We start from the raw sequence: 23,671 nt of genomic DNA, 5'->3' as shown, positions 1-23,671 counted from the left end.
CAGGGACGCGGCGCAAGTCCAAGCAGCCGCGCAAGGTGCCCGCGCTTGTGCTGCCGCTGCTCCCTAACAAAAGCCCTTAGAAGCTTTGAAGAGAATCGAGGCTGCGATCCGGTTTCGTTAAGGCAAGCCGCGGAAGAACCGGAGAACTACGTCATCCCACAGGCGATCCGCCTGCAATTCCAGTTTTCCGGCCGTCGCTGCTAGCCGAACGCGGCCTGATCTGACGAAGGGATTTCGGCCCCTTTTGCTGCACCTTGGGTTCGTGGTGGCAATGAATGCATGGCCGTTAATTGCGTTTATTTTAATATCTTGCAGAACCCATCAATGGCATCAGTGCAACTCAATTCCCTAAGTGCCTGTTTCCTTAGGGTTTCTAGTAGAAACCTCCAAGGCAATAGACATAAATATGGCTTTTAATCCACTTTTTGAAGAAAAGGATATCCGCCCTATTCTGCGGCTTCGAATGCCGCGTCGATCTTGTCGAAAACAAGATGCTGCAATTGCGTGAAGGCCTCGCGAAAGTGTTCCGGGGACTTTTCCTCGCACCTGGCCTGTAGCCGGACACAGTGTTCGACAACATCGACATAACCCATCACCGCGTAGGCGCCTTTGACTGAATGGAGTTCGTCCGCGACCACGTCCCAATCCCATTTGGGAGACGTGGCAGCAACCCTTTCAAACGAAGCCATAGTCGATGATTTGAGCAATGCCAGCACACGCCTGGACGCACGCGGCGCCGTGAGGAGGCTTCGGTCCGACGCGTCCCCTTGGCCTTTGCGGACGTAACGTCCGACCGCAAGGCCGAGTTGATCCAGCGTGACCGGTTTCACCAGGACATCGTTGATTCCGGCGCCAATGCATCGATCCCGGTGATCCTGTGAGGCGTGGGCGGTGATGGCGATAATCGGCAACGTCGCTCCCTGCGCACGGAGCATCCTCGCGAGCGTATAGCCGTCTGTCCCCGGCATGGACAAGTCAGTCAGCACGATGTCGAACATATCGCTGGCAAAGCGTTGCAATGCTTCGCGCACACTTGCAACAACCACAGCATCAACACCCATGAGCGCGAGCTGGTCGCGCAGCAACTCCCGGTTGACCGGATGATCTTCGATAACGAGGGCGCGCATCTTGTCAGCCTCGGCACGTTTATCGAGAATCAGCGGCACTGACGCGGCACGTGTGTCAGGCAAGGAGTCGAGCGGCCCACCGCGGGTAACGAAGTTTTGCGCGAGATGCAGCGCCTGCCGCAAGCCGGACAGGGAATAGCAGGAAAGCAATACATGGTTATTCTGCGTCACAGGATGACGGGGCCCGTCTTCCGACAGAATGATCGTGCTCACCGACTGCAGCATGCCCGCCCCGCACGGCTCGCAGGACGAAGCTGCCTGATTCGCGACAAACTGCACCGCAATCGCATTTGACTGCGCGGACGCTGTCGATGAAGTCGGACACGCGCATCGAAGTCCCCAATGCTCGAGGTATCGACGCAGATGTGCACGCCAAGACGGGGCCTCGCAATGCACCACAACATCAGCCAACCGCAAGGGCGGTGGCGTTTTCTTATGCTGCGCCACAAGCGGCAATTTTACGGTTAGCCTGGAGCCATGGCCGGGGCGGCTGTCCACATCGATGGAGCCGCCCATTGCCAGACACAGGCGTTGACACAAGGCCAGGCCCAGGCCAGTGCCGCCGTACCGGCGCGTCATGGAGGGGTCGCCCTGCTCAAAGGGGCTGAACAGCCGTGCCTGTACCGCTTCAGACATGCCAATCCCGGTATCGGCCACTTGCAGACATACCATGGGGCCCGTGGGATCCAATGCCTCCCCATTCAACGCTACGGAATCCAGGCTTACAGAAATCTCGCCCGCGTCGGTGAACTTCACTGCATTGCTAAGCAAGTTCACCAGGATTTGTCGCACTCGGGTGGGGTCGCCAATGTAAGACTGCCCGATGTCCAGAGCCACGTCGTAGTAAATCTTCAAGCCTTTTGCTTTGGCTGCAGGCACAAAGATCGATATCGCCGTCTCTACCATCTCGACCAAATCAAAGTCCACTCGCTCAAGTGTCAGTTGGCCGGATTCAATCTTCGAGTAGTCCAGGATGTCCCCAATCAAGTCGAGCAACGCGCGTGACGATCGATCAATCGTGAGCAGCCGGTCGCGTTGCAGCGAGTCGAGCTTCGAGTGGCTCAGCAGTTCGAGGTTGCCCAGAATGCCGTTCAAGGGCGTCCTGATTTCGTGACTCATGGTGGCCAGGAACGTCGCCGTTGCACCACTGGCCGCCTCTGCGGCTTGCCGCGCGTCGATCAAATTCTTCTCGAGTTGTTTGCGCTCTGTGATATCGGTAACCGCACAGAGCAGCGCCTCGTCGGAAAGAAAGCGCGTATGGACGACGCTAACGAGGAGATGTCGCAGCACGCCGTCGCGCGTGGTGATCCCGAGTTCGTGGGTATCGCATCGCTGCGCCTGCCCATGCGTTGCTGTAGGCTTCGCCACAGTGAGCTGTGCCCTACCCTCACGCGGTGTCACGCGGCCCAACTTCAGCAGTCGGCTCTCGATGGGTTCCCCCTCGCACATATAGGCAGCGAGCGCATGGTTTCCCAACAACACCCGCCCGTCTTCATTTGATATCAGACACAAGCCACTGGGTGCCGCGTCAACGATCGCGCGATTGAGCATTTCCCTGTCGAAGACTTCTTGCGAACGTCGTAGCAAGGGATTCAACACCTTGCGCAGATAAGCCAGGATCAATGCCCACAGCAAGCCCATCAATAGCGCCGCTCCCGCGATGTGACCGGTGAGAAAGCTTGCGCGCGCAGCCAGGATGGTCTTCCATGAGAACGCGTAGACGACGGACCAGCCAGTGCTGGGCAATAGCTCGCTGATACTGAAGACTCCATCGCGAAACAGGTAGTCAGAGGACTCAAGTTTCTCCCGCCAAACGCCGGAACTCACCACCCGCATCGGCAAGCCAGAATCGATGCCCGTGTCCCCTGCCGTACTTCCCAACAGGTTCCCCGTTGCATCAAAGACCATGAAACTGCCATCGTGACTCGATGCGCGCAACCAATCCGAGATTTCAGCCACAGGGATGCTGCTCACGAAGACGGCAAAGATGTTTGCCTTGTCGAAGGCCGGTGCAATCAATCTGACGGCTCGCGCTTTGCTGAGCGGATCATCAATCGGTCCCTCCCAGAATATGACTCGCTCAGTCGGTGCTTTCCCGTCATGGATCGCGCGCATGTCCGGCGCCAGGCGCTCGATGAGCTGCGCGGCGTTGTCTGGATCCAAGGTCGCCGCTTCACTCCAGCCCGATTGCGGCCACGCCATGGACAGGAAACCGTGCGCGGGCGCGATCATGTAGCCGGCAAATGGCATGCCGTACTCCTGCGCGTTAGCGGTCATGGTGTAGGCCATCTTGTCGCTAAATGCCAGATATCGCGCGAACCGACTCGCCGGTTGCGTTGGCGAGACGTTGCCCAGATGCAGTTGCTGGACCAGTGACGAATCTCGACGCGTAATGAGCACCCCGGTATGGAAATCGTCAATAGACCGGCCTGCCCCGGTTGCCTGCCATACCAGTTCAGCCCGTACAACGTTGCTCCGCATCGCCGCATGTCGCTTATCGAGTTCTTGCTCGAACATGGCCTTGCTGGCGTTGTAGACTGCCCGCCCCTCCCCGATGTAGTCACGGACATCGGTCCATATCGTGAGGGCCAGAGCAAGCAGCAAGGCGAGACTGAGCAGACCGCCGCCGGCAATCAGGAGACGCCGCTGGTAGTGGCGGAGGAGATGAATCTCCGAGGGAGGCTTGGCAAATGGTGTCGCAAGCACGGGAGGTCGACAATTGGGCCGAAAGTCGTCCGTGGCGAAGAACGCTGCCGCATGGAGGATGACGACGGTGAAGGGAGTGGCCGGGGACAAACAGGCCACGCTTCACTCATAGCTTGCAGCAAGATGACAACGGACGCCTTGACGTGCGTCACCTGAGCATTGGAAGCTGGAAGATCAGGCGATAAAAAGGGGCGCGGTGATATGGACGGGCCAGCGGGCAACACTACTGCCCTAACACAGATTGCCTCAAATGTCGTAGGCGGCCTTCGGACTTCCCCAGCACGCGTGTATCGCTGACGCAAACTCGGCGTTGCCGGAGCAGATGGTCACCCAGTGACTCTCAATAGCTGTATTCGAGACGCCGGCAGATTGAAGCGCCGCGAGCAATGCAGTGCCAGATGTGACTCGGTCTTCGTCCAAATGCTCGATCCGGTAATCGGCATCCTGCAACGCGATGCGTGCGAAACGTATAACCCATTCGTCGGCATCGGCCACGATGCGCCGCCGCGGGGAATCCGTACGGCCGGTCCATCGGCCTCCAACGTCAGACAATGCCCTGGGACTGCCGAAAATGCGCGAGAGGCGGCCTCGCGAATCCGTCCGATTGTATCTGCGTCGAACGCAAGCCCCGACTCGCTGAAAATACGCCAGGTCGTAGCAGCCAACGAGGCACTCACCATCGATTTGTCAACAGCGGCTTGGGGTCAAATGTGCGGAAAATCATTAGAGCTCATCACGACGGGAGTGTCGCTCGGGTTGCCGCCCTTGCGGGCAGCCACGCTGCGAATGCGTTCCCATCCCCCGACAAATGCCTCGTGCAGGGCGATATCCCGTTGAGATTCGGACAGCCCTTCGGTGTGAAGTCCGAAGCGGTCCTGTAACGCCTGGCGCGTCACCGCGAATGTCTGGCTATGCCCGGCAATGAAATAGTCAAATTGGACGACAACATCATTGCCGATGTATGCAATCCGGGGTCCAATGGGATAGACCATCGCCTCGTCCTGAGCAGAGTTCTTCCTTCTGCCAGCATACACGTGCTCGGCCCAGCGGGGTTGTGTCCCGGCCACTGCCAACACTCGAATGCAGCCAAGCAACCCGCGCCTGGCAAAGCAGCGTCTGGCCATAGAAGGCAAAGCGAATCCGTGAACCGCTTCGTCACAGCGGGCTTCTAAGCGGCGGTCCTTGCAAGCACACACCACGCTGAATGATGTCCCGTTGCTGCAGTTGGCGTGAAGCTGAGCGCCCTTGCATACTTGACGGCCGTCCGGACTAGGAACGAGGGTGTGACTTGAGAGATGGGAGGCCCCAGATCTACGTCTGATGGCGTGCCGCCGATGCTTGCGTGAACAAGCAACCATACCGCAGCGGGCATGCCCGGCATGTCGCCATGCTTTTCAGGCCCTACCTGCTCCCTACGCCTCTTCGATCAGGAATCGCTTCGGGTTCTTTCCGAGCCAGCCAGGTGCCCTGCCACGACCCGACCACGTCTTGCCGGTCTTCGGGTCCCGATACTTGGCAGGCAACGGATTCCTTGCCGCCTTGGCCGCCTTGGCAGCCCCGCTTCCAGCAGGCCGGCCAGGGCGCCGCTTACCCATGACGTCGTCCACTGACAACCCATAATCCGACATCAGAGAGTGGATATGTGCGACAACGTTTGCGACTTCCGTTGACCGCGCTTGTGCGATCTGAGCTTCCAGTGCTTCTTTCTGCGTCAGCAATTGCTTGTAGGTAGCCATATAACTCCTATTTGGGTAGCCCTTTAACAGTAGTACTGCGCAATCGTTTTGTCGAACTCCCAATCGACTGAATGAGCAAAGATTGAGAGCGGTAGATCGAGGATATCCGCTGAAAACCACTTCCCTCAACCCTTGCCAATGATCGTCCCGACGCACTAGCCGCCATATCTCACCTTTAAACACGCGTACTTTTCCGGTTTACGCCAACGTCGTGATGCCTAGCGCGCTGATTCTCCGAAATTCAGACGGTGGTCACCCTGCGGATGACACTAGCGACTCCAAGGCGCGGCAAACAAAGACTGGATAACGACAAGAATCCCACGGCATTGTCGAAGTTGCCAATTCTGCGCAAATACGCGAATGCGGCTCGAGCCATCGTCGCGCTCTCGCGCTGTCAGCCGCTGAACCTCATGGATGGCCAATCAGTTCATTGGCCCATGCCAGAATGGGCGTCAGGCGTGGCGGCAAAAGTTCGTGCGCAGCTTCGAATCGCAGCCAGCGAAATTCATGATGTTCGGGGCGTCCCAGTTCGGGGCTGACCGATAACACGACCTCCCCGCTTGGTGCGAGGGCGACGTAAAAGCGCGCGATCTTCCCTTTTGCATAGGGCACGGTTTCCCGATGGGCATCGCCCCACGGAAACTGCAGGGCTGACAAGCCAGTCTCCTCTGTGGCTTCGCGCAAGGCAGCCGTAAAGCAATCTTCCCCTGGCTCGATCAGCCCCTTCGGGAAATCCCAGTTACGATAGGCGCGCAGCACCAGAAAATGCCACTCGCCCGCGATCCGGCGCACCACTACCAGCCCCGCAGCATGCTTGGTGGCCGTCATATCGATAGCTATCGCGGCAGCGCAGGGATTTGTTGCGGGGCATTGCCGGGCAACGGAGACTGGGCCACGTTGAGCACAGCAGCCAGCATGCTGTAGTAACCATGGATGGCTATCAGGTCGATCACACCGCGCTCGCCAAACTTCTCCTTAATGCGGGCGTAAGTCGGGTCGCTGACACTCTTGTTGCGCTCCAGTTCGTCGATAAAGTCGTAGACCGCCTCTTCTTCCGAATTCATGCCCACGGGCCGGCGCCCCTCGGAAATTGCTTGGGTGACCGCCGGCGCCACACCTGCCTTGACTGCCAGCTTCTGGTGGGCGAGCCACTCGTACTGATTGCTCCACTGCCGCGCGGTAAGCAAGATGACGAACTCGCTCAATCGAGGCTCCAGCGCGCTCTCGTAGCGTAGATAGGCGCCCATTCGCTGCAATCGATTCAGCAACTCGGGGCTGCGCATCAGCGGCACCCATGGACCGGCACTGACATTCCTGGGCGCGCCGCCTGCGGGCGTGCCTTCGGAAAGCAGCTCAATCGACCTCTTCTGCGCGTCGGTAAGCTTTTCGGCGGGAATCGGTGGCATACGATCCTCCACGGCCAATACGGTGCCGGCCATGCAAGTGAGGCCAACCAAGGCTGCGAACAGGGTGTATCGAATCTTCATCATATCTAGTGACATTTATCGTGGCCAAGCGAGTGTCTCCTCCGGCCGTGACGCCTCGGACCCGTGAAATCGCTGGTGCCCGCACCTTACCACCCTGCGTCTCAGTCCGCTTACATCCATCCCATTCAGCCCATCAAGGCTTTGCGCACACTGCTCATCAAGGCCAAGAACGCTTCCGATCCATTCAACAATGCGTTGCGACCATGCGGATCCTGCCGTCTTGAGGAATTCGAATCTCGAGATCAGGAGCCCAAGCAACGAATATGAAAATCGAGCGCTGTCGCGCTGGAGAAGGCCAGTGCCTAGCGCAACGGTCGTGAGAGACCGCCAACGACCGCTTCTGCCGGTTTTGAAAATTGTCATCGGCCCCACTGGTGCCCATCCCATGGTCGATGGATATTGCGCGCGGGGGAATACGGGCCCGCGCTGAATGGCCATATGCCGTCATGCGGGGAGACTAGGTTGCGCCTTTACCGTCAGCGCGACACAGCCATGGGCACATTGATCGTCTGGATCATTGGCACAACCGCGTACCAGCCAAGTTCGGTTACGTGGAGAATGATCATATTGACGCCGATCCGGCACGATTGGCGCTACCGCCGCCCCAAGGTTCTTTAGCCGTAGTTGGCACTCGGGCTACCTCCGCAGGCCGCTGGCGCCAGAGCGACCCTCCTCTGTTAGGACCCTTCTTTGTCATTTGGCGCGGCCGTGTCGAATGGCGGTAAAGCGGACCCACCAGCCATCCGTCTCGCTGGCTATGGAAATAGAGCCCACTCCGCTCCATACGCCCGCGGCACGTGCGCACTCCCAACGCCGCATCCCGCAAGCCTGCGCTGGACGTGCCTCGGCCACCTGTGGCGGCCTCATTTGGGCGCTGCACATTGCCCGCGGGACGTGAATTCTGCCTGTCAGAATTCACGTTTAGAACTCCACCTTTAATACGTTCTCGTGACGTTGGCAATACGTGGGCGATACGTCGCTGGCTCGCGACAGGACGTTATCTGTTGATGAAGCAACGGGTCGCAAAGTGATCTACCATCTGCCCCGCATCACTTTGTATCCAAAATAAAACAAACGGAATGGGGTAGTTCAATGCAGTCGAATTTTTGTCGTGGAATGCGGCAGGTACGCGCGCGCGCGCCGCAAACGTCCTCTATAACCTTGGCCGTCGCGCTGCTGTTTCCGGTGGGTGCATCGGGGGCCGAATATCTAGTCGGCACCGAGGCCGAACTTCGCGCGGCACTCGGGGCTGCCATGACCGATGGCGATCCGACGGCCACAATCCGCTTCATCGCCGACATCACGATCACCACGCCCTCCACCTCGACGTTTAATTCGCCCGTTAAGCCGGTCAGCTTCGATACGCAGGGGTTTTCGTTGATTCGAAACTCGGGCGCTGCCGGGTTCACATTCAGTGCGGCATCGCCCCGGACATTCAATGGGAATTACCTGGGGGGCTCAGCCGGCCAGGGTGGCACTGGGCTGACGCTGCTAGGTCCCAGCGCACAGGTCACCGTTAACGGCACGGTCACCGGCGGGGACTCGTCGGGAGCCTTTGCCGGCGGCGCGGGTGTTTTCGTGAGCGGTGCCGCCCTGACGCTCACCAACAACGGTTCGATCAAAGGGGGCGACGCATCGGGGGCCGGCATGCTCGGCGGTACGGGGGTTTCCCTTGCCGCTGCCGCTGGCGCTACCGTCATCAACAACGGGTCGATTACGGGGGGCGCCGCATCGACAACCGGCGCAGGCGGCGGTACGGGTGTTTCCGCCGCCGGTGCCGGCGCAATGATCATCAACAACGGGGCGATCAAGGGCGGTGGCGGCGGGGTAGGCTTTACCGCCGCCAATAATGGATTCAGCACCGGCGTGTCGCTGGCGGTCGGGACGTCGCTCGTCAATTCGGCCACCGGCCTGATCGTTGGCGGCGATGCTTCTGGCGGCATGGCCGGCGCGGGGGTGACGATGAACACCAGCACCGCCGGCAGTGTAATCAACCAAGGCACGATTCGCGGCGGGGCCGACTTGAGCGGAGGCGCAGGCGGTGGCCGCGGAATTCGAGTGGGCGGCGGCACAAATACCATCGAGAACTCCGGACTGATCGAGGGCGGCGCAGGGAACGTTGCCATCTACGCTCTGGCCCCTGGCACAACGCTGACGGTCGTAAACTCCGGCACCATTCGCGCCGGCAGCGGCAATGCGAACGCCATCGAATTCGGCACAAGCGGTATCAGTACGCTGGAATTGCAGGCCGGCTCAAACATCGTCGGCAACGTCGTCGCCGGCGCCGGCACCAGCGACGCCTTCCGCCTTGGCGGCGCCACGAATGCCGTGTTCGACATCTCGACCATTGGCGATACCGCCCAGTACCGCTTCTTCGATACCTTTACGAAAACCGGCACCAGCACCTGGGCGCTGATCGGCACCGGCACGGTCACCGCGCCGTGGACGGTTGACCAGGGCACGCTGCAGATTGGCAACGGCGGCACCAGCGGAAGCCTGACCAGCAATGTCGTGGTCAACGATGGCGCCACGCTGGCGTTCAATCGGTCTGACACCTACACCTTCAGCAACCTCGTCTCGGGCGCTGGCGGCGTAGCGCAGAACGGCACGGGCACCACGGTATTCAACACCGCCCAGACGTACACGGGGCCGACCACCGTCAACCTCGGCACGCTGGCCATCGATGGCTCCATCACCAGCCCGGTGGCGGTCAATGCGGCAGGTACGCTGTCCGGCTCTGGCACGATCTTTGGCAACGTCACCAACACCGGCACCGTGACGCCGGGCGGCGGTTCTGGCGTGCTGACGATTGCGGGCAACTACATCGGCAATGGCGGTACGGTGCGGGTGAACACGGCACTCGGCGGTGATAGCTCGGCCACGGGACGCCTATTGGTGAGCGGCGACACCTCGGGCACTAGCCAGCTCCGGGTGGTCAACGTTGGCGGCACCGGGGCACTCACCTCGGAAGGCATCAAGGTCATCGACGTGCAGGGCGCGTCGAACGGCACCTTCACGCTGGCCGGTGACTATACGTTCCAGGGTCAGCAGGCAGTGGTCGGTGGCGCATATGCGTACCGCCTGTACAAGAACGGCGCGTCCACGCCAACGGACGGTGACTGGTATCTGCGTTCGACGCTGCTCGACCCCGCTTCGGTCGGCACGGCAGCGGCGGCGGCTTCCGGCCCGCTGCTGGCCCCGACGGTCCCCCTGTATGAAGCCTATTCCAGTGTGCTGCAACGCTTCAACGAACTGGGCACGCTGCAGCAGCGCGTGGGCAACCGTTCGTGGTCGCCCAACGCCTCGGTGCAGGCCGAGCAGGAAGCCGGCAAGCCGATCATCGGCCGTGGTGCCTGGGCGCGCGTGGAAGGGTCGAACACCCATATCGATCCGTCCACCAGCACCACCAGCGCCAGCTACAACGTGCGCATGTGGAAGTTCGAGGGCGGTGTCGATGCACCGGTCATCCAGAACCAGTCCGGCACGCTGGTGGTGGGGCCGACCTTCCACTACGGCATTGCCAACTCCAGCGTGTCGTCGATGTTCGGCAACGGCTCGGTCGACGCTACCGGCTACGGCTTTGGTGGTACGGCTACGTGGTATGGCAACAATGGCTCGTATGTCGATGCCCGCGCGACGCTGACCTGGTACGACACCGATATCCGTTCGTCGACGCTGGCCACCAAGCTGGCCAACGGCAATCGGGGCAGCGGCGTGGCCACCAGCGTGGAAGCCGGCCACCAGCTCGCGCTGGGCGGCAACTGGTCGATCACGCCGCAGGCCCAACTGGCCTGGTCGCAGGTGCGCTTCGATGCGTTCACCGACCAGTACGGCACTAACGTGTCGCGCGACAACGGCAACAGCCTGGTTTCGCGCCTGGGCGTGTCGCTGGACCATGAGACCAGGTGGATGGCGGCCAACGGCAAGACGCAGCGCTCGCACATCTACGGCATCACGAACCTGTACTACGACTTCCTGCACGGCACGTCAGCACGTGTGGCCGACATCAGCGTGGTCAGCAAGGAACAGGCGCTGTGGGCTGGCCTCGGTATCGGTGCATCGTTGAACTGGAACGATGACCGGTACACGGTCTACGGAGAACTGCTGGCGCGCACGAGCTTGCAGAACTTCGGCGACAGCAACGCGATTGGCGCGAAGTTTGGCTTCCGCTATCGCTGGTAAGGGCGGGGAGCTTGCCCGGCTCCCGCGCCTGCTGGCGCGGGGCCGTGCGCCCTCATGGCACGTACCGCTCGCTGATCGGCCGACCAAGGGCTGGTTAGGAGCACTATCGTGGTTTGGCTATTCTCCGGAGGTGTTGAGAACCGACCCAACGTCCGCACCCCCGCTGGGTCGGTTCTCAGTGCAAATCAACACCGATTTGGAAGCGTGAGTATCCGCCTGCAGCAATGCGACTGCCTGCGTTCCCGCGCGTGCCTACGCAGACTGCCTTAACGCTTCAATGGAGTGGTTAGCACGGTCTCATTCGTGTCCACGACGAACACCGCAAGCAGCTTGGCGGGCTCCGTCTTGCTCGCGTTGGCGCTAACGTCGTGCCGATCCCCAGGCATTTCGGTGAAGTCTTGCCCCTTTGAGAATGTGCGAAGTGGTCCGCCGTTAAGTTGGTTCAGAACGGCGCCTTCCAGCACGGTTGCATAAATCATTGCTGACTTTGCGTGTGTATGCGCGGCGTTGACGGCGCCCGGATCATACTCCACCAGTACGCCCTTGACACTCTTCCCCGGCATGTTGGGGATTTCCTGCTGGTACACGAGCGTGACTTTGACGCCCGAGGAGGTGGTCGCCAGTCCTTGCACTGGCACAGTTGCCTGATGGCCGGAATGGTCTTGGGCGAGGGTTGCCTGCAAGGGCAGCGCGGCGAGGATCAACGTGGCGATGAGAAGCTTCATGTCGTGTCTCAAGTAGATGCAGATGTATGGCTCGCGGTCGATATCGAGCCGCAAGCGAAGCGCCGGGTATATGGCTTAATTCACATGAACGCGCGCCAGCCACTGGTCAAGACTGGTGCGGCCTATTCGAGCGTCGCCCTGCGGCACCAGCGACAGTTCCTCGACATGGCCGCCGTAATAGCGCGCGTCGCGATCCGTCACGACAGTGCGCGCGTCGCCCACCGACTTTAGATAGCGCGAAACGATTTCCGCGAAGGGCGCGCGGTCCGGTCCGGCGATGTCGACGGTGCCATTTAGCGGTACGCCCAGTGCGACCTGCGCAAGCGCCTCCGCAACGTCATCCGCAGAGATCGGCTGGAACATCCCGTCACCGACGCGCACAGTGGCGCCATCCGTGCCGTAATCCGCAATACCGCCGATGAATTCCATGAACTGCGTGGCGCGCACGATCGTGTATGGCACACCGGCCGCGTCGATCAGCGCTTCCTGTGCAACCTTGGCCGTGAAATACGCGTTGTCTGGCATGCGGTCGGTACCAACGATCGACAGCGCGACGTGATGGCGCACGCCCGCGGCCACCTCGGCCTTGCCAAGATTGCGTGCCGAGGTGCTGAAGAAGTCGAGCACCGCTTGCGGCTCCCAAGATGGCGCATTCGTCACATCGACGACGACATCCGCATTCCTCAGTGCATGGTTCAGGCCTTCGCCCGTCACCGTGTTGACACCTGTACGCGGCGATGCGGCGACAGCCGTATGACCTGCATCCTTGAGCAGCGTGACAAGACGGGTGCCGATCAAGCCGGAACCACCGATTACAACGATCTTCATGACAGATTCTCCATATCAGGGTAGGGAAGGCGCTGCGCACCTGGCAGGGGGGATCACTAAGGTGCCCGTCACCGTCGCATTGCTTGAATCATTGTGGAACAATCATGCCCTATAGATAAGGGTCAAGAATTGACCATTCGACTAGTCCAAGTTGATTTTTGCCCCGTATTTGCCAGTGAGACTGTCATGACGTTACGCAAGCCCGCGTTGGCCATTAGGATTGACCGCCAGAAGCCGCTGCCGATCTATCTGCAGATTTGCGAGCGCTTCAGGACGGCGATCGCGGCGGGACATCTCCGTCCGGGTGACCGGGTCCCGGCGTTACGCGGCCTGGCCACGCAACTGAATACGGCGCGAGGCACCGTTGAGCTGGCCTACTCAATCCTTGTCGACGAGGGCTACCTGCAGATGCGTGGCGCTGCCGGCACCTTTGTAGCGCCTTCGCTATCGGCGTCCCTGAGGCAAGAGGCACCTGATGGCGGCCGTGAACAGGATGCAGATGACGCGCCGGCCGCAGAGGGTGCGGGAGCAGCAAAGACGCCAGCATCCCCCAGGCGCACGACGACGGCTCGCCAGCCGGCGATCGCCGTCGCCCTGAGCGGCCAGCCGCAACCCTTGCAGCCAGGACTGCCGGCGCTTGACGCATTTCCGCGCAAGATATGGAGCCGGCTCGTTTCGCGGCATGCGCGTAGCGGCGACCACACGCTGCTTGCCTACCCGGATCCGGCGGGTTACCTGCCGCTACGGGAACATATCGCGACCTATCTTGGTCTGTCGCGGGGCGTCACATGTCTGCCCGATCAGGTATTCATTACCAGTGGCTACCGTGCGACGCTTGAACTGGTGTTGCGCAGTCTCGCGAGCCCCGGCGATCGGATCTGGTTCGAGGACCCCGGCTATCTGCTTGCGCGCAGCTTCCTGGCCGAGACCGGCGTGCAGCTAGTCCCAGTGCCCGTCGATGAAGAGGGCATCGATGTCGATCAAGGCATCGAACGCGAACCTGAGGCGCGCTTCGCGATCGTCACGCCATCGCATCAAAGTCCCTTGGGGAATACACTGTCGCTTGCAAGGCGCATGGCATTGCTGACGTGGGCAGAGGCGGCGTCTCGCTGGATTATCGAAGACGATTACGACAGCGAGTTCCGCTACCTTGGCCGACCCTTACCGGCCTTGAAGAGCCTCGACCGGCATGATCACGTTTTATATTGCGGCACCTTCAGCAAGGTGATGTTCCCCGGTCTACGGCTTGCCTACACAGTGGTGCCGGAGCGCGCGGTCGAGCGCGTTGCACGGGTGGCCTGCAGCATGAATGCCGGTGCGCCAACGCTGTTTCAGGCGGCGCTGGCAGACTTCATTGAACAGGGGCATTTTGCGCGGCATGTGAAGCGGATGCGCACGTTGTACGGACAGCGACGCCTGTTGATTGCCCAGGCCTTGAAGCAGACGTTCGGCGAGCACCTGACCGTTGAGCTGCCGTCCGGCGGAATCCAGTTCGCGGTGCAATTCGCCGAGACAGCCTATGGTCCGATCGACGATGTCGCCATTGCATCGCGTGCTCGACAGGCGGGACTTGCAGTGTTGCCGCTTTCGATCTGGTATGCGCACGGCCGTATGCGGGACACGCCGCGTGGTCTAGTGATGGGTTTTGCAAACATCAGCGATGCGAACGAAGCGGGCCGTCACGCGCGTACGTTACGGGCGTGCCTTGATGGCTGATTTGCGAGGCGCCATGTAGCCGCTCGAGGCACCTTCGGGCACGGGAAGAAATGCTCCGGTTATGCGCCTAGTGCAGCTTTCTGATAGCAATGATCGCGTCGGCGTGTTGTCCGGTAGTCGGCCCACGACCTGTCCTAGCCCGCTGAGAGTGACGCGTGTCTTATCACAGCGATGGCACGCCAGCCCGCCCAGCCAAAAAACAAGGTAGATGCAGCTAAAACTGCCAAAAAGCGCTTTCCCCTTATCCCCCGTGGCACTTCTTGAACTTCTTGCCGCTGCCGCAAGGGCACGGGTCGTTGCGGCCGGGCTGGTCGCCCTTCACCAGGGCCTCCACGCGCGGGCCCATGCTCTTCCAGATCTGGCGGAGGTCGTAGACAGCCCAGATCGCCTCGGCGAAGGTTTCCACGCGTGCCTGGCTGATGCTGGGCGGGCCATCCTCGCTGTACATGCAGATCTCGGGCTGGCCGGTGTCGTCCTCGGTCAGGGCGACGATGCCGTTGAGCGCGTCGTCTAGCCACTGGGCAGCCTCCTTGTCGCGCGGGGCGGTCCATTCCTCGGGCCAATTCTCCACCACGAACATGAAGCCCAGCGCCCACACCTGGCCAAACGACGGGATTTCCCGCCCGTCCATCTCGGCGCGCTCTTCCTGGGGCAGGCTCAAGATGGCGCCGCGCATGTCCATGGCCTCGGGATGGAAGGTATGTTCGTCCTCCAGCGTCTGCACGGGCTGGTCGAGTTGGTGCTCCACCTCGTTCCATCTGCGCTGCCACAGCTCCATGAAGCGGGCCTGCTGGGCCGCTTCATGGAACGCGGGCAGCAAGGGCAGCGGGCTACCCTCGGCCACATCGAGCGCCGCGCCGTCGCCCAGCAACATGGGCAGGTAGTCGGACGCGGGGATGCGTCGGCGCGTGCAGACCAGCGCCGTGAGAAAGCCGTCGCAGAACTCCCATTGCGGGATTTCTTCAGCGCGCTGGCGCAGGTCGTCCAGAAGATCATCAAGCTCCTGGAGTTCGTCGGGCGTCAGGGCGGTGGAGTCGGTCATGGGGCAGGTTCTCGCGATGCGGGTTCAGTGATTGCGTGGGATGCGCTGCACGCATCGCCGCGAAGTATAGCGCCGCCCCTTCGCAAGCGTGCCGCCGTACGACTTGCAAGACCGTGACGTTCGGTACCGCGCGGCAAGCCAAGTGCATCCCCGCGGCCGTTGCGCGGAGCGGCGGCCACTCCCGAGTGGCGCCTTTGGGCCGGTGGCAACACGTCGCTTCCCGACACAGTATGACTGGGATAGTCGCGAAATTAAGCTCCGCGTAGGGCGGCATCACGATCAATCAGCAGCGCGTCCTTTCCATTGCGTAACGATGAGCGATGCAGGTCGATGAAGATCCGGCCACTCGTCCAGTCATCGTCCTGTCAGGCGCAATGGCCACGGTGCTTGACTTAACTCTTTTGACCTCTTTCTGCGAGGTATGGGGTGCTGTTTGTGTTCTTCGACTACGAGTGCAAGTGCGTGGTGCAAATGCCAGCGAGCTTTGCAGCAGCGTTTCCGGTGCTAACTGGGTGGATTCATGACGATGCAACGAAAGCCCGGCGGTAGGCCGTGGATCCTGCCTCGGCTGCGGTCGAGGGCGCATTCGCGAGGTATGGTTCGTCGCCCCCAGTCAGAGAGCTTCAGCCCGACACCGGCAGTAACCGTTGTCGCATCGCAAGCAAGAACCCGGATGTCCAGTGATCGGCGGGGCATCCCAGCGAAATACTTTGCCCTCGTTGGCCATGCATAGCCTGCAGACGCAATTATCCAGCCTAGTTTTCCACCGGTATTCAGTGACGCCAAGCGCAAGTTGTCGCTGCATCTCCTTCGCGCCACGCTTGCGATGTCGCGTCACAAGTCGCGCAATGGGATTCGGCAAAGCACGTACGGCATACTGCTCTGGTTGTGGATAGAGTCGCGCACCGAAACGCTGCTTGAGGCGGCGTAGAGGGCGGAAAATGAGTTTCAACATGGGCACGTTTCCCAAATGTTGCTGCCTTGTTGCGGAGGGGGGTAACGCGCCGATGCCGTCGTGACAGGGACGCACCGACACACAAAACGCATCGACCCATTGTGGATTGAAGAGGACTCGCCGCTGGCATCGCGATGAGGTCTCGATGAACTCGCCACTCGCCAATCCGCTTTCATCGTGTTCCTACAAGGCTCATCTTGGATTTGATCCACAACAAACCTCTAAAAACGAGCGCGGAGACAACGTGAAGATTGGCAGTTCTGCCATTTCAGTTGTGCATCGGGGATTTTTCGCGGGCAGCCGAATCTACCGCGGCCCGGAACTGCTTCGGCACAACAAGCGCATGCACGCGGTCCAGTTCAGATGCAACGGACAGCAGCCTCTCATCGTGTATCTGGTCATCAGCCGCTTGCCCTTTGCGGAATGTCCCCATCATTCAAAGATACCAAGCAAGCGGACGATCGGTTTGGCTGTCAACCGCGACTCGTTTGACTTTGGTTAAGCGATCTGGTCGTCCTGACTGTCGTAGACAGCTTACAGATGCTATGGTCTTCAGCTTCATTCCTGGATGTGGTCTCATATGAGCTCCGCTATGCAGCAGGGCACCACGCTTCTCGAACGCATAAAACTGCTGGCTATCCAAGCGATGTTTTCGGATGATGAGCTGCTGGACCAACTCGTGCTCAAGGGGGGAAATGCTATGGCACTGGTTCATCGCGTCAGTGCCCGGGCGTCCGTCGATCTAGATTTTTCGATGCAGCATGACTTCGGTGAAGGCACGGATGCAGTACGGGAAAGAATAGAGAAGACCCTTACCTCAACTTTCCAGGAAGGTGGCTTTCACGTATTTGACTACAGGATGATTGAGAAGCCCCACGCCATCAGCAAAGAAATGAAACATTTCTGGGGAGGCTATGGTGTCGAGTTCAAGCTTGTCACGGCGGATAAATACGCCAAGCACCACAGAAACGTCGATGATTTGCGAAAGTGGGCCATCAATCTTGGACAAGGAACTAGATTTCTCATCGACATCAGTCGTTTCGAGTTCGTGGAAGATAAACAGTTGCATGATGTCGATGGGACTGTCATCTATGTGTACTCGCCAGCGATGATCGTTATGGAAAAATTGCGGGCAATTTGTCAACAGATGCCGGAATATGGGTCCATCATTAGGCGCGCCCGCCCGGGCACCGAGCGAGCTAAGGATTTCGTCGACATCCATGTTCTGGTGGATGGGCTCGGCATTCCTCTCCTGCGAGATCGCAACCAGCAGATCTTGCGCTCCATGTTCGCGGTCAAGAAGGTCCCGCTCAACTTGCTAGGCAGGATTCGGCACACCTACGACTTTCATGTGAGGGGAGCTGATCGTGTGAAGGACACCGTCGCCGCCGGATTTGATCTCAAGGATTTCCGACACTACTTCAACTATGTTGTCGGACTAACCGAGCAATTAAAAACTATCTGGGACAAATAGACGCCAGTCACTTACGTAGCGGGTTGTGCCTCCCATGGCATGCGCAAGATAGAAGTCATGCTCCAAGGGCAAACGCCGTACTAAATCCAATTGCGAGGGTCTGTACCCTGCGCGTTCGAGGTAATAGCCAATTGCCTGATGGTAAGGATAGGCGAAGTCCAACTTACGCAGGGTGGCTACCAATTTGTTGACGGACACCACCTGCTTCGCCAATTCAAAAGCCTTTACCACCTCATAGATTCCCCCTGCATAGAACGGTCTTACCGTGATATCGATCAGCGTGCGCTCTACGTTGGTCAGGCGCACTTCGACGTCCAAGCCGGTGTCGCCGTTGACTCGCTGTGTCACAACACCCAAGTAACCGGTGTAACCGCCGTTCAGCAGGCATAGCTTCCGCTCTTCATACACGACCGCATTACGCGACGTGCGCGGCGGCTGGGCAAATGCGTGGTCGATATCGAGTTGGGTGAGCTTTACCGGCGCCCGTGGCACACCAGCACTACGCTCATCGGTCAGATATATCGTCGTCGGCGTCTGTTCGGTGAGCCCCTGCAAGCGCATGGCGGTGTAGTGACTAAAGTACGACCCCTGGCGTAGCCCCAACAGGCTGGTATAGAGATCGACCTCACCCCAGAGGTACAGCGTCTCAGCACGCTGCGGGAACGGAAACTCGACTTGGTTAAGCTTGCCTTGTTGTCGCAAGAACTCAATAAGGTCGCTCGCCGATGTACGTTGTGCCAACCGCCAATAGCGCCTTTGCTTCGACAGGATGGCTCTAATGTGTGCCATCTTCAGGACCGGACAACTCAGGTTGTCAAAAAACTCGGTGATATCTGCTTTCGCGATCTGAAGGCGTGAACGATTCATGGGAGCGATACCAAATTTTTGACCCCTGCTGCGGACCAATCATTGGGGGTATCATTAGAACGTCGTGCTATGCAGCATTAATGCTGCATAGCATATCACAAATTTAGCAAAGGAACAGCTCACGAAACGCCACAACAAGGCGCTTGCACCTATCCAACTGATGCAGATTTGTGATACTCTACGCGGCATCAATGCCGCGTAGAGTTGATATTCACGCGATTGCGCTGGGGACAGATGCGGCGCATGCGACAAGGTACGCGTATCGGTTCCTTTTTTCGGTGAGCTATTAATAGCAATCGCCATGCGCCTCAGACGTTGGAAATCGCAACCGGTCGCACATTGAGAAATGCCTGAAGCGCCCAGGGCCGCCATCCGATCCACAGCCCGAGTCTTTGATGCCACCGAGGGACAGTTCAGCGAGGGCATTGACCCAGAGCATGCCCACGTCCGCTGTCCGGTACAGAAGATCGGCCCTCTTCAGGGATTGTGTGGAATGGTAGCCAGATGTCGCCGACGCTACGGCGCACGCACGGCTGGCCGTTGATCTCGCGTCGTGCTCGGCGGAGGATTAAGCTCATCGCTGGGAGTGAATAACTCGCGCGGTGGGGGCGGGGTCGCGGTGGTATCGCGCGGCACCCCCTCACAACCCGCCACGCCCACAGCCATAAGTACGGCAAGCGCGCTCGTCGCACTGCGCCGCAATGCATGGGCAATGAAGAATCTCGGTGTGTCAAACATATACCGGCCCCGTGGACATTTGCTTAAAGCATAGGTGTGTTTGTGCGGGTGTGCTTGTACGGGTGCGGGGGGTGACCTTCGACATCGCAAAATTCTGCGTGCAAAAGGCAGCGCGCCGCATCCCGCATACCGAGCGGTTGCGATAGACGATTTGGGTTATTCGTCACAGACGACCAACTCACGATAATGGTGTGTCTCGGCTGGACGATCCCCTCGACGATGCCGGTGGCGCTTCCCCGTATGGTGCGTGACGGCGCGCCCACAACTATGAAAGTTCGTCGCTACCGGGCTTGTCTGGGGTCTTGACAGCATCATGCTGACCGTGTGCCAGCGCGAAAGCGTCCTCGGTGCGCTGAGGCCGACCCAGCAGATACCCCTGCCCCTCGTCGTAGCCTTCCTCCCGCACGACCGCCAATTGCTCGGGCGTCTCGATGCCTTCGGCCGTTGTGCGTACACGGAACGCGGCGCCGAGGCTGCGTACCGCATGGAGAATCGCCCGCGCCTCGGCGCTGGTCGCGAGGTCCGATACGAATGCACGGTCAAGCTTAATCTTGTCGAACGGAAAGCTTCGCAAGTAGCTCAGGGACGAAAAGCCTGTGCCGAAATCGTCCATGGCGATGCGCGCCCCCATGCTGCGCAACTCTCGGAGCAGTTCCAAGTTTTCGCAGTCGTTGCGCAGCAAGACGGACTCCGTGATCTCGAGTTCCAGCCTCGAGATTTGCACGCCGGCCTCTTCCACCGCGCGGCGCACGGCATCGAGTAGCGCTCGGCCCCTGAACTGAAGTGGCGACAGGTTGACGCCCACGCAGATGCTTGAGGGCCATCGCGCCAATTGCCGGCACGCTTCGCTGAGTGCCCACTCGCCAATCGGCACGATGAGGCCTGTCTCTTCGGCAAGCGGGATGAACTCCGCCGGCGACACCAGCCCAAGCGCGGGGTGGCGCCATCGAAGAAGGGCTTCGAAGCTACGCAGATGGCCCGAGCGTAGATCGTAGATGGGCTGATAGTGCAGCTCCAACTGCCCTGCCGCCAAAGCATTGTTCAGCGCACGCTTGCGTTCCATGCGCACCTTAGTGCGGTCACCCTCATCGATCGAGAAAAAGCGACAGGTACCTGGCCCTTCAGCCTTCGCCTGGTAAAGCGCCACGTCGGCCGCCTGCAGAAGTTCGTCGGCATTGCGGCCATCTTCGGGAATCATGGCGATGCCGATACAACCGCCCAAGGTTACAGGCTCCCCCTTGAGATGGAACGGACGCGAGAGTTGCGCGACAAGATGACAGGCGAGGTTTTCTACGGCCTGTCGATCACCTATTTCCTCCTGGATCACGACAAATTCATCGCCGCCGATGCGCGCCACACCCTCGGGGTCGCGCACACATTGCAACAACCGCCCGGCCACCTGTTGCAATACCATGTCGCCAGCGTAGTGGCCAAAGGCATCGTTTACCCCTTTGAAGCCATCAAGGTCGATATACAGCAACGCCGCAGCCTTGCTCGGCGCGGCCGCCGCGATGGTTTGCTCAATTCGCTCACGCCATAACAATCGGTTGGCGATGCCAGTGAGCGGATCATGTCGTGCCATGTGCGCGAGCGCCTCTTGGTTGGCGAGCAACTGCTGCTCGGCACGCTTGCGCTCGGAAATATCACGGAAAAACACCGACAGGCCTTCGTCGGTCGGATACACGTGCACCTCATACCAGGCCTGCAGCATTTCCAAGAAGTGCTCGAACACGACGGGTCGTTGCGTTCGTACCGCTGCGCGATAGTGTTCCGCGAATACCCCATGCCGCTCCTCGGGGAAGATGTCCCAAACCGAGCGACCCAGCGCTGGGTGGCGTCCGGCCATGGCCCTGCCGGCGTTCCCGTTGAAATATGTCAAACGCCAGTTATGGTCCAGCTGCACCACGCTGTCGGTGGTGCTTTCCAGCACTGCAGATAATCTTGCGGCCAGCGCTTCGGTATGGCGACGGGCCGTACTGGCAGCCTCCCGCGCCCGCCGGGCTTCGGTAACATCTGACGAAATGATAAGGATGCGAGCTGGAAGATCGTCGGTAGCAGGCACGCCGGTGGCTACGCTCTTGAGCCACTGGGTCGAGCCATCGGGTCGCACGCGCGAATGAGAGAACTCGGCGGTATGTCCGCCACGCGCGGTATGCAGTACGCGTTCGGCTAGGTCCCTGTACTCGTGCGGCAGGAAGTCGGGCCAGTAGCAACCGATCTTGGCGTCCGGGTTCTTTAGGTCGAATACGCGCGCGGCAGTCGCATTAATGTATAGCACCCGGCCTTCGTGATCGAGCACCCGGATACAGTCGGGGCTGTTCTCAAGTATGCTGCGCGCGAAGCGTTCGCTGGCCTGCAGCGCGATACTCGCGGATTTGCGGTCGTCCACATCCTCAAGCGTGCCGTACCAGCGAATGACCTTTCCATCGTCGTCGATACGTGCTGCCGCACGCGCGCGGAACCAGCGATAGGTACCCTCGCGCATCCTCACGCGATACTCTTGGTCCACCGGCCGATGGGTAGCGATGGACTCGCCCCACCAATGACTCAGGCGCGACAAGTCATCAGGGTGTACACAGCGCATCCATCCCTCACCCAGCGCCTCGTTGAGGGGCATGCCGGTCAGTTCAGCCCAGCGCGGTCCGGCTTCTGTAATGCGTCCAGCCGCGTCGGCCGTCCAAGGTATCTGCGGATTCAGTTCAACGGCACAGCGATAGTGCGCTTCGCTTTCCGAGAGCGCCTGCTCCGTCTGATGGGCTTCGGTAATATCGCTGATCCACACCAACAACACCGGCTCGCCGGCATCCGTCATGTGCACCAGCCGCTTGCGTGTACGCAGAACACGTTCGTCGCCGTCGGCAACCTGGAACACCTCGGTCTCTTCCTGCGGCTCGCCGCTATCCACGACGCGTTGGTGCACCGAGCGATAAGCCGCCGCACGCGCCGGTCCGAATAGCTCCTCATCGCTGCGGCCTAACAATTCCTCCGCGGGGCGCCGCATCAACTGGCACATCGCCGGATTTACGAAGCGCCAGACGCCTTGCTCGTTTTTCAGCAAGAGCGGCTCCGGGAATTGCCGCAACACCTGCTCCAGCGCCCCGCCCGATAGCTGCGCGCCCGCGTCTGTGCGGCTATTGATGGGATCTGGCAACGCGGTCACCTTCGCAAAGTTTCTAGTTTTGTCGGTACGTATGTAAAGATTGCAATGCGTCACCTCGCTGACAACCGCGCGGCCGACTCATTTATCGGCATCTCAAGACGCAGATTAACGCCTAGTGCGGCATTCGCCACCGGCTCATCCTAATCTGGGGCAAATCGCGTGCCCGCTTTCCTTTGGATTCCAGTAGCGACCGGGACTGACCGAGTCAAGTCGAGCAAGGAAGTGACTGTCACCTTTTCTGACATAGCGTCCGCGCCTGCCGTGCCCGTCCAGTCGTTCTGCGTTGACATCCCCGACGGCCTTCCGTCGCGACAGTGGTCTGAGTCGGGCCTCGGTGGCCGTCGGCGCGCATGCGACGCCCGACTACCCTCAGAATTTAGAAGTCATTAGGAGGTCAGTGCTTCGTTGCCAAAGCGTTCAGCGCCGGGACCGGCGTAGGAAGCCCGGGTGAGATAGCGCAACGCAGGTGGACCACCGTTACAACCGAACGCAGCCTGCTCGTTCTTTTTCGCGAGCGAAGAAATGTGGTTGCTCTTCGGATGTGTACCTGCGTACCGCGCGTAAGGCCACGCCGGAGCAAACCGAAGCTATATCTGAGTACTCACTGTGCGCGACGCCGCCGTCAATTTCCGTGAGCGTATCTGAAAACCCTATCGCTGGGCGCCGTGTCATTTTGGATCGGGAGCTGACTTGCCGAGCAAGCCGTCTGCAGCGATATAGAAGACTCATCTCCCGTTCGCATTGGACCTTCGGCCAATTGACCAATGCGAAAAATAGCACCGACCCCATTGGGGCAGGATGTGATTATGCGCACTGCAATATGACTGAAGCTTGAGGCGAGAACTCGGTAGCGCACGCAGGAACGATTCGGTATAAATTGTTCCGAACCCCTACGTACTCGGGGAAGGCCATGCCGTGGGCAGAATGG

At 60.0% G+C, this 23,671-nt stretch carries 16 protein-coding genes; 4 read left to right on the top strand and 12 right to left on the bottom strand.

Annotation, left to right across the window (positions count from 1 at the left end; translation table 11 throughout):
• Positions 1 to 446: 446 nt before the first annotated feature.
• The 6 genes from MFF62_RS20050 to MFF62_RS20025 all read right to left on the bottom strand — a co-directional run bounded on the left by MFF62_RS20050 (position 447) and on the right by MFF62_RS20025 (position 7,059).
• Positions 447 to 3,932 carry an ATP-binding protein gene (locus MFF62_RS20050; protein ID WP_238264880.1) on the bottom strand — a complete coding sequence of 1,162 codons (3,486 nt, stop codon included), beginning with the start codon at positions 3,930 to 3,932 and terminating at the stop codon, positions 447 to 449.
• Positions 3,933 to 4,079: 147 nt separating this feature from the next.
• The gene (locus MFF62_RS20045; RefSeq protein WP_238264879.1) at positions 4,080 to 4,328 is read right to left on the bottom strand and encodes a hypothetical protein; all 249 of its coding nucleotides are present in this window, start codon (positions 4,326 to 4,328) and stop codon (positions 4,080 to 4,082) included.
• A 209-nt stretch (positions 4,329 to 4,537) separates the two neighbouring features.
• Positions 4,538 to 4,825, bottom strand: a complete 288-nt coding sequence (locus tag MFF62_RS20040) for a hypothetical protein (RefSeq protein ID WP_238264878.1) — start codon at positions 4,823 to 4,825, stop codon at positions 4,538 to 4,540.
• Between the two features lie 420 nt (positions 4,826 to 5,245).
• On the bottom strand, positions 5,246 to 5,569 hold the full coding sequence (locus MFF62_RS20035; RefSeq protein WP_238264877.1) for an H-NS histone family protein: 324 nt from the start codon (positions 5,567 to 5,569) through the stop codon (positions 5,246 to 5,248).
• A gap of 408 nt (positions 5,570 to 5,977) precedes the next feature.
• Entirely contained in the window at positions 5,978 to 6,397 is a 420-nt protein-coding gene (locus MFF62_RS20030) for an NUDIX domain-containing protein (RefSeq protein WP_238264876.1), read from the bottom strand.
• Between the two features lie 8 nt (positions 6,398 to 6,405).
• Entirely contained in the window at positions 6,406 to 7,059 is a 654-nt protein-coding gene (locus tag MFF62_RS20025) for a carboxymuconolactone decarboxylase family protein (RefSeq protein WP_238264875.1), read from the bottom strand.
• Between the two features lie 1,158 nt (positions 7,060 to 8,217).
• Between MFF62_RS20025 and MFF62_RS20020 the strand changes: the two genes are divergently transcribed.
• The gene (locus tag MFF62_RS20020; RefSeq protein WP_238264874.1) at positions 8,218 to 11,238 is read left to right on the top strand and encodes an autotransporter family protein; all 3,021 of its coding nucleotides are present in this window, start codon (positions 8,218 to 8,220) and stop codon (positions 11,236 to 11,238) included.
• Between the two features lie 266 nt (positions 11,239 to 11,504).
• Here the strand turns inward: MFF62_RS20020 and MFF62_RS20015 are convergent, their stop codons facing one another.
• Both MFF62_RS20015 and MFF62_RS20010 read right to left on the bottom strand, forming a co-directional pair.
• Complete coding sequence (locus MFF62_RS20015; protein WP_238264873.1) at positions 11,505 to 11,963, bottom strand: cupin domain-containing protein; 459 nt, start codon at positions 11,961 to 11,963, stop codon at positions 11,505 to 11,507.
• Between the two features lie 75 nt (positions 11,964 to 12,038).
• A complete protein-coding gene (locus tag MFF62_RS20010; RefSeq protein WP_238264872.1) occupies positions 12,039 to 12,791 on the bottom strand; it encodes an SDR family oxidoreductase in 753 nt (250 codons plus the stop codon).
• A gap of 186 nt (positions 12,792 to 12,977) precedes the next feature.
• Between MFF62_RS20010 and pdxR the strand changes: the two genes are divergently transcribed.
• Positions 12,978 to 14,507, top strand: coding sequence for a MocR-like pyridoxine biosynthesis transcription factor PdxR (gene pdxR / locus MFF62_RS20005; RefSeq protein WP_238264871.1), 1,530 nt, complete (start codon positions 12,978 to 12,980; stop codon positions 14,505 to 14,507).
• A gap of 241 nt (positions 14,508 to 14,748) precedes the next feature.
• On the opposite strand, the gene MFF62_RS20000 is transcribed toward pdxR, so the two are convergent.
• Together MFF62_RS20000 and MFF62_RS30935 are read right to left on the bottom strand one after the other, a co-directional pair.
• Positions 14,749 to 15,549, bottom strand: coding sequence for a YecA/YgfB family protein (locus MFF62_RS20000; RefSeq protein WP_238264870.1), 801 nt, complete (start codon positions 15,547 to 15,549; stop codon positions 14,749 to 14,751).
• A gap of 613 nt (positions 15,550 to 16,162) precedes the next feature.
• A complete protein-coding gene (locus MFF62_RS30935; protein WP_404990800.1) occupies positions 16,163 to 16,354 on the bottom strand; it encodes a hypothetical protein in 192 nt (63 codons plus the stop codon).
• A gap of 295 nt (positions 16,355 to 16,649) precedes the next feature.
• On the opposite strand from MFF62_RS30935, the gene MFF62_RS19995 reads away from it, so the two are divergent.
• A complete protein-coding gene (locus MFF62_RS19995) occupies positions 16,650 to 17,006 on the top strand; it encodes a hypothetical protein (protein WP_238264869.1) in 357 nt (118 codons plus the stop codon).
• Positions 17,007 to 17,096: 90 nt separating this feature from the next.
• Positions 17,097 to 17,978, top strand: a complete 882-nt coding sequence (locus tag MFF62_RS19990; RefSeq protein ID WP_238264868.1) for a nucleotidyl transferase AbiEii/AbiGii toxin family protein — start codon at positions 17,097 to 17,099, stop codon at positions 17,976 to 17,978.
• On the opposite strand, the gene MFF62_RS19985 is transcribed toward MFF62_RS19990, so the two are convergent.
• The gene (locus MFF62_RS19985; RefSeq protein WP_238264867.1) at positions 17,955 to 18,845 is read right to left on the bottom strand and encodes a type IV toxin-antitoxin system AbiEi family antitoxin domain-containing protein; all 891 of its coding nucleotides are present in this window, start codon (positions 18,843 to 18,845) and stop codon (positions 17,955 to 17,957) included. The two genes, MFF62_RS19990 and MFF62_RS19985, sit on opposite strands and share 24 nt — an antisense overlap.
• Before the next feature lie 1,003 nt (positions 18,846 to 19,848).
• Positions 19,849 to 22,734, bottom strand: a complete 2,886-nt coding sequence (locus MFF62_RS19980) for a bifunctional diguanylate cyclase/phosphodiesterase (RefSeq protein WP_238264866.1) — start codon at positions 22,732 to 22,734, stop codon at positions 19,849 to 19,851.
• Positions 22,735 to 23,671 lie beyond the last annotated feature (937 nt).

This window comes from Cupriavidus pauculus, from assembly GCF_022179805.1.
GTDB lineage: Bacteria > Pseudomonadota > Gammaproteobacteria > Burkholderiales > Burkholderiaceae > Cupriavidus > Cupriavidus pauculus_E.
The sequence above is the reverse complement of the archived record's forward strand: the minus strand, read 5'-3'. Positions and strand labels throughout refer to the sequence as shown.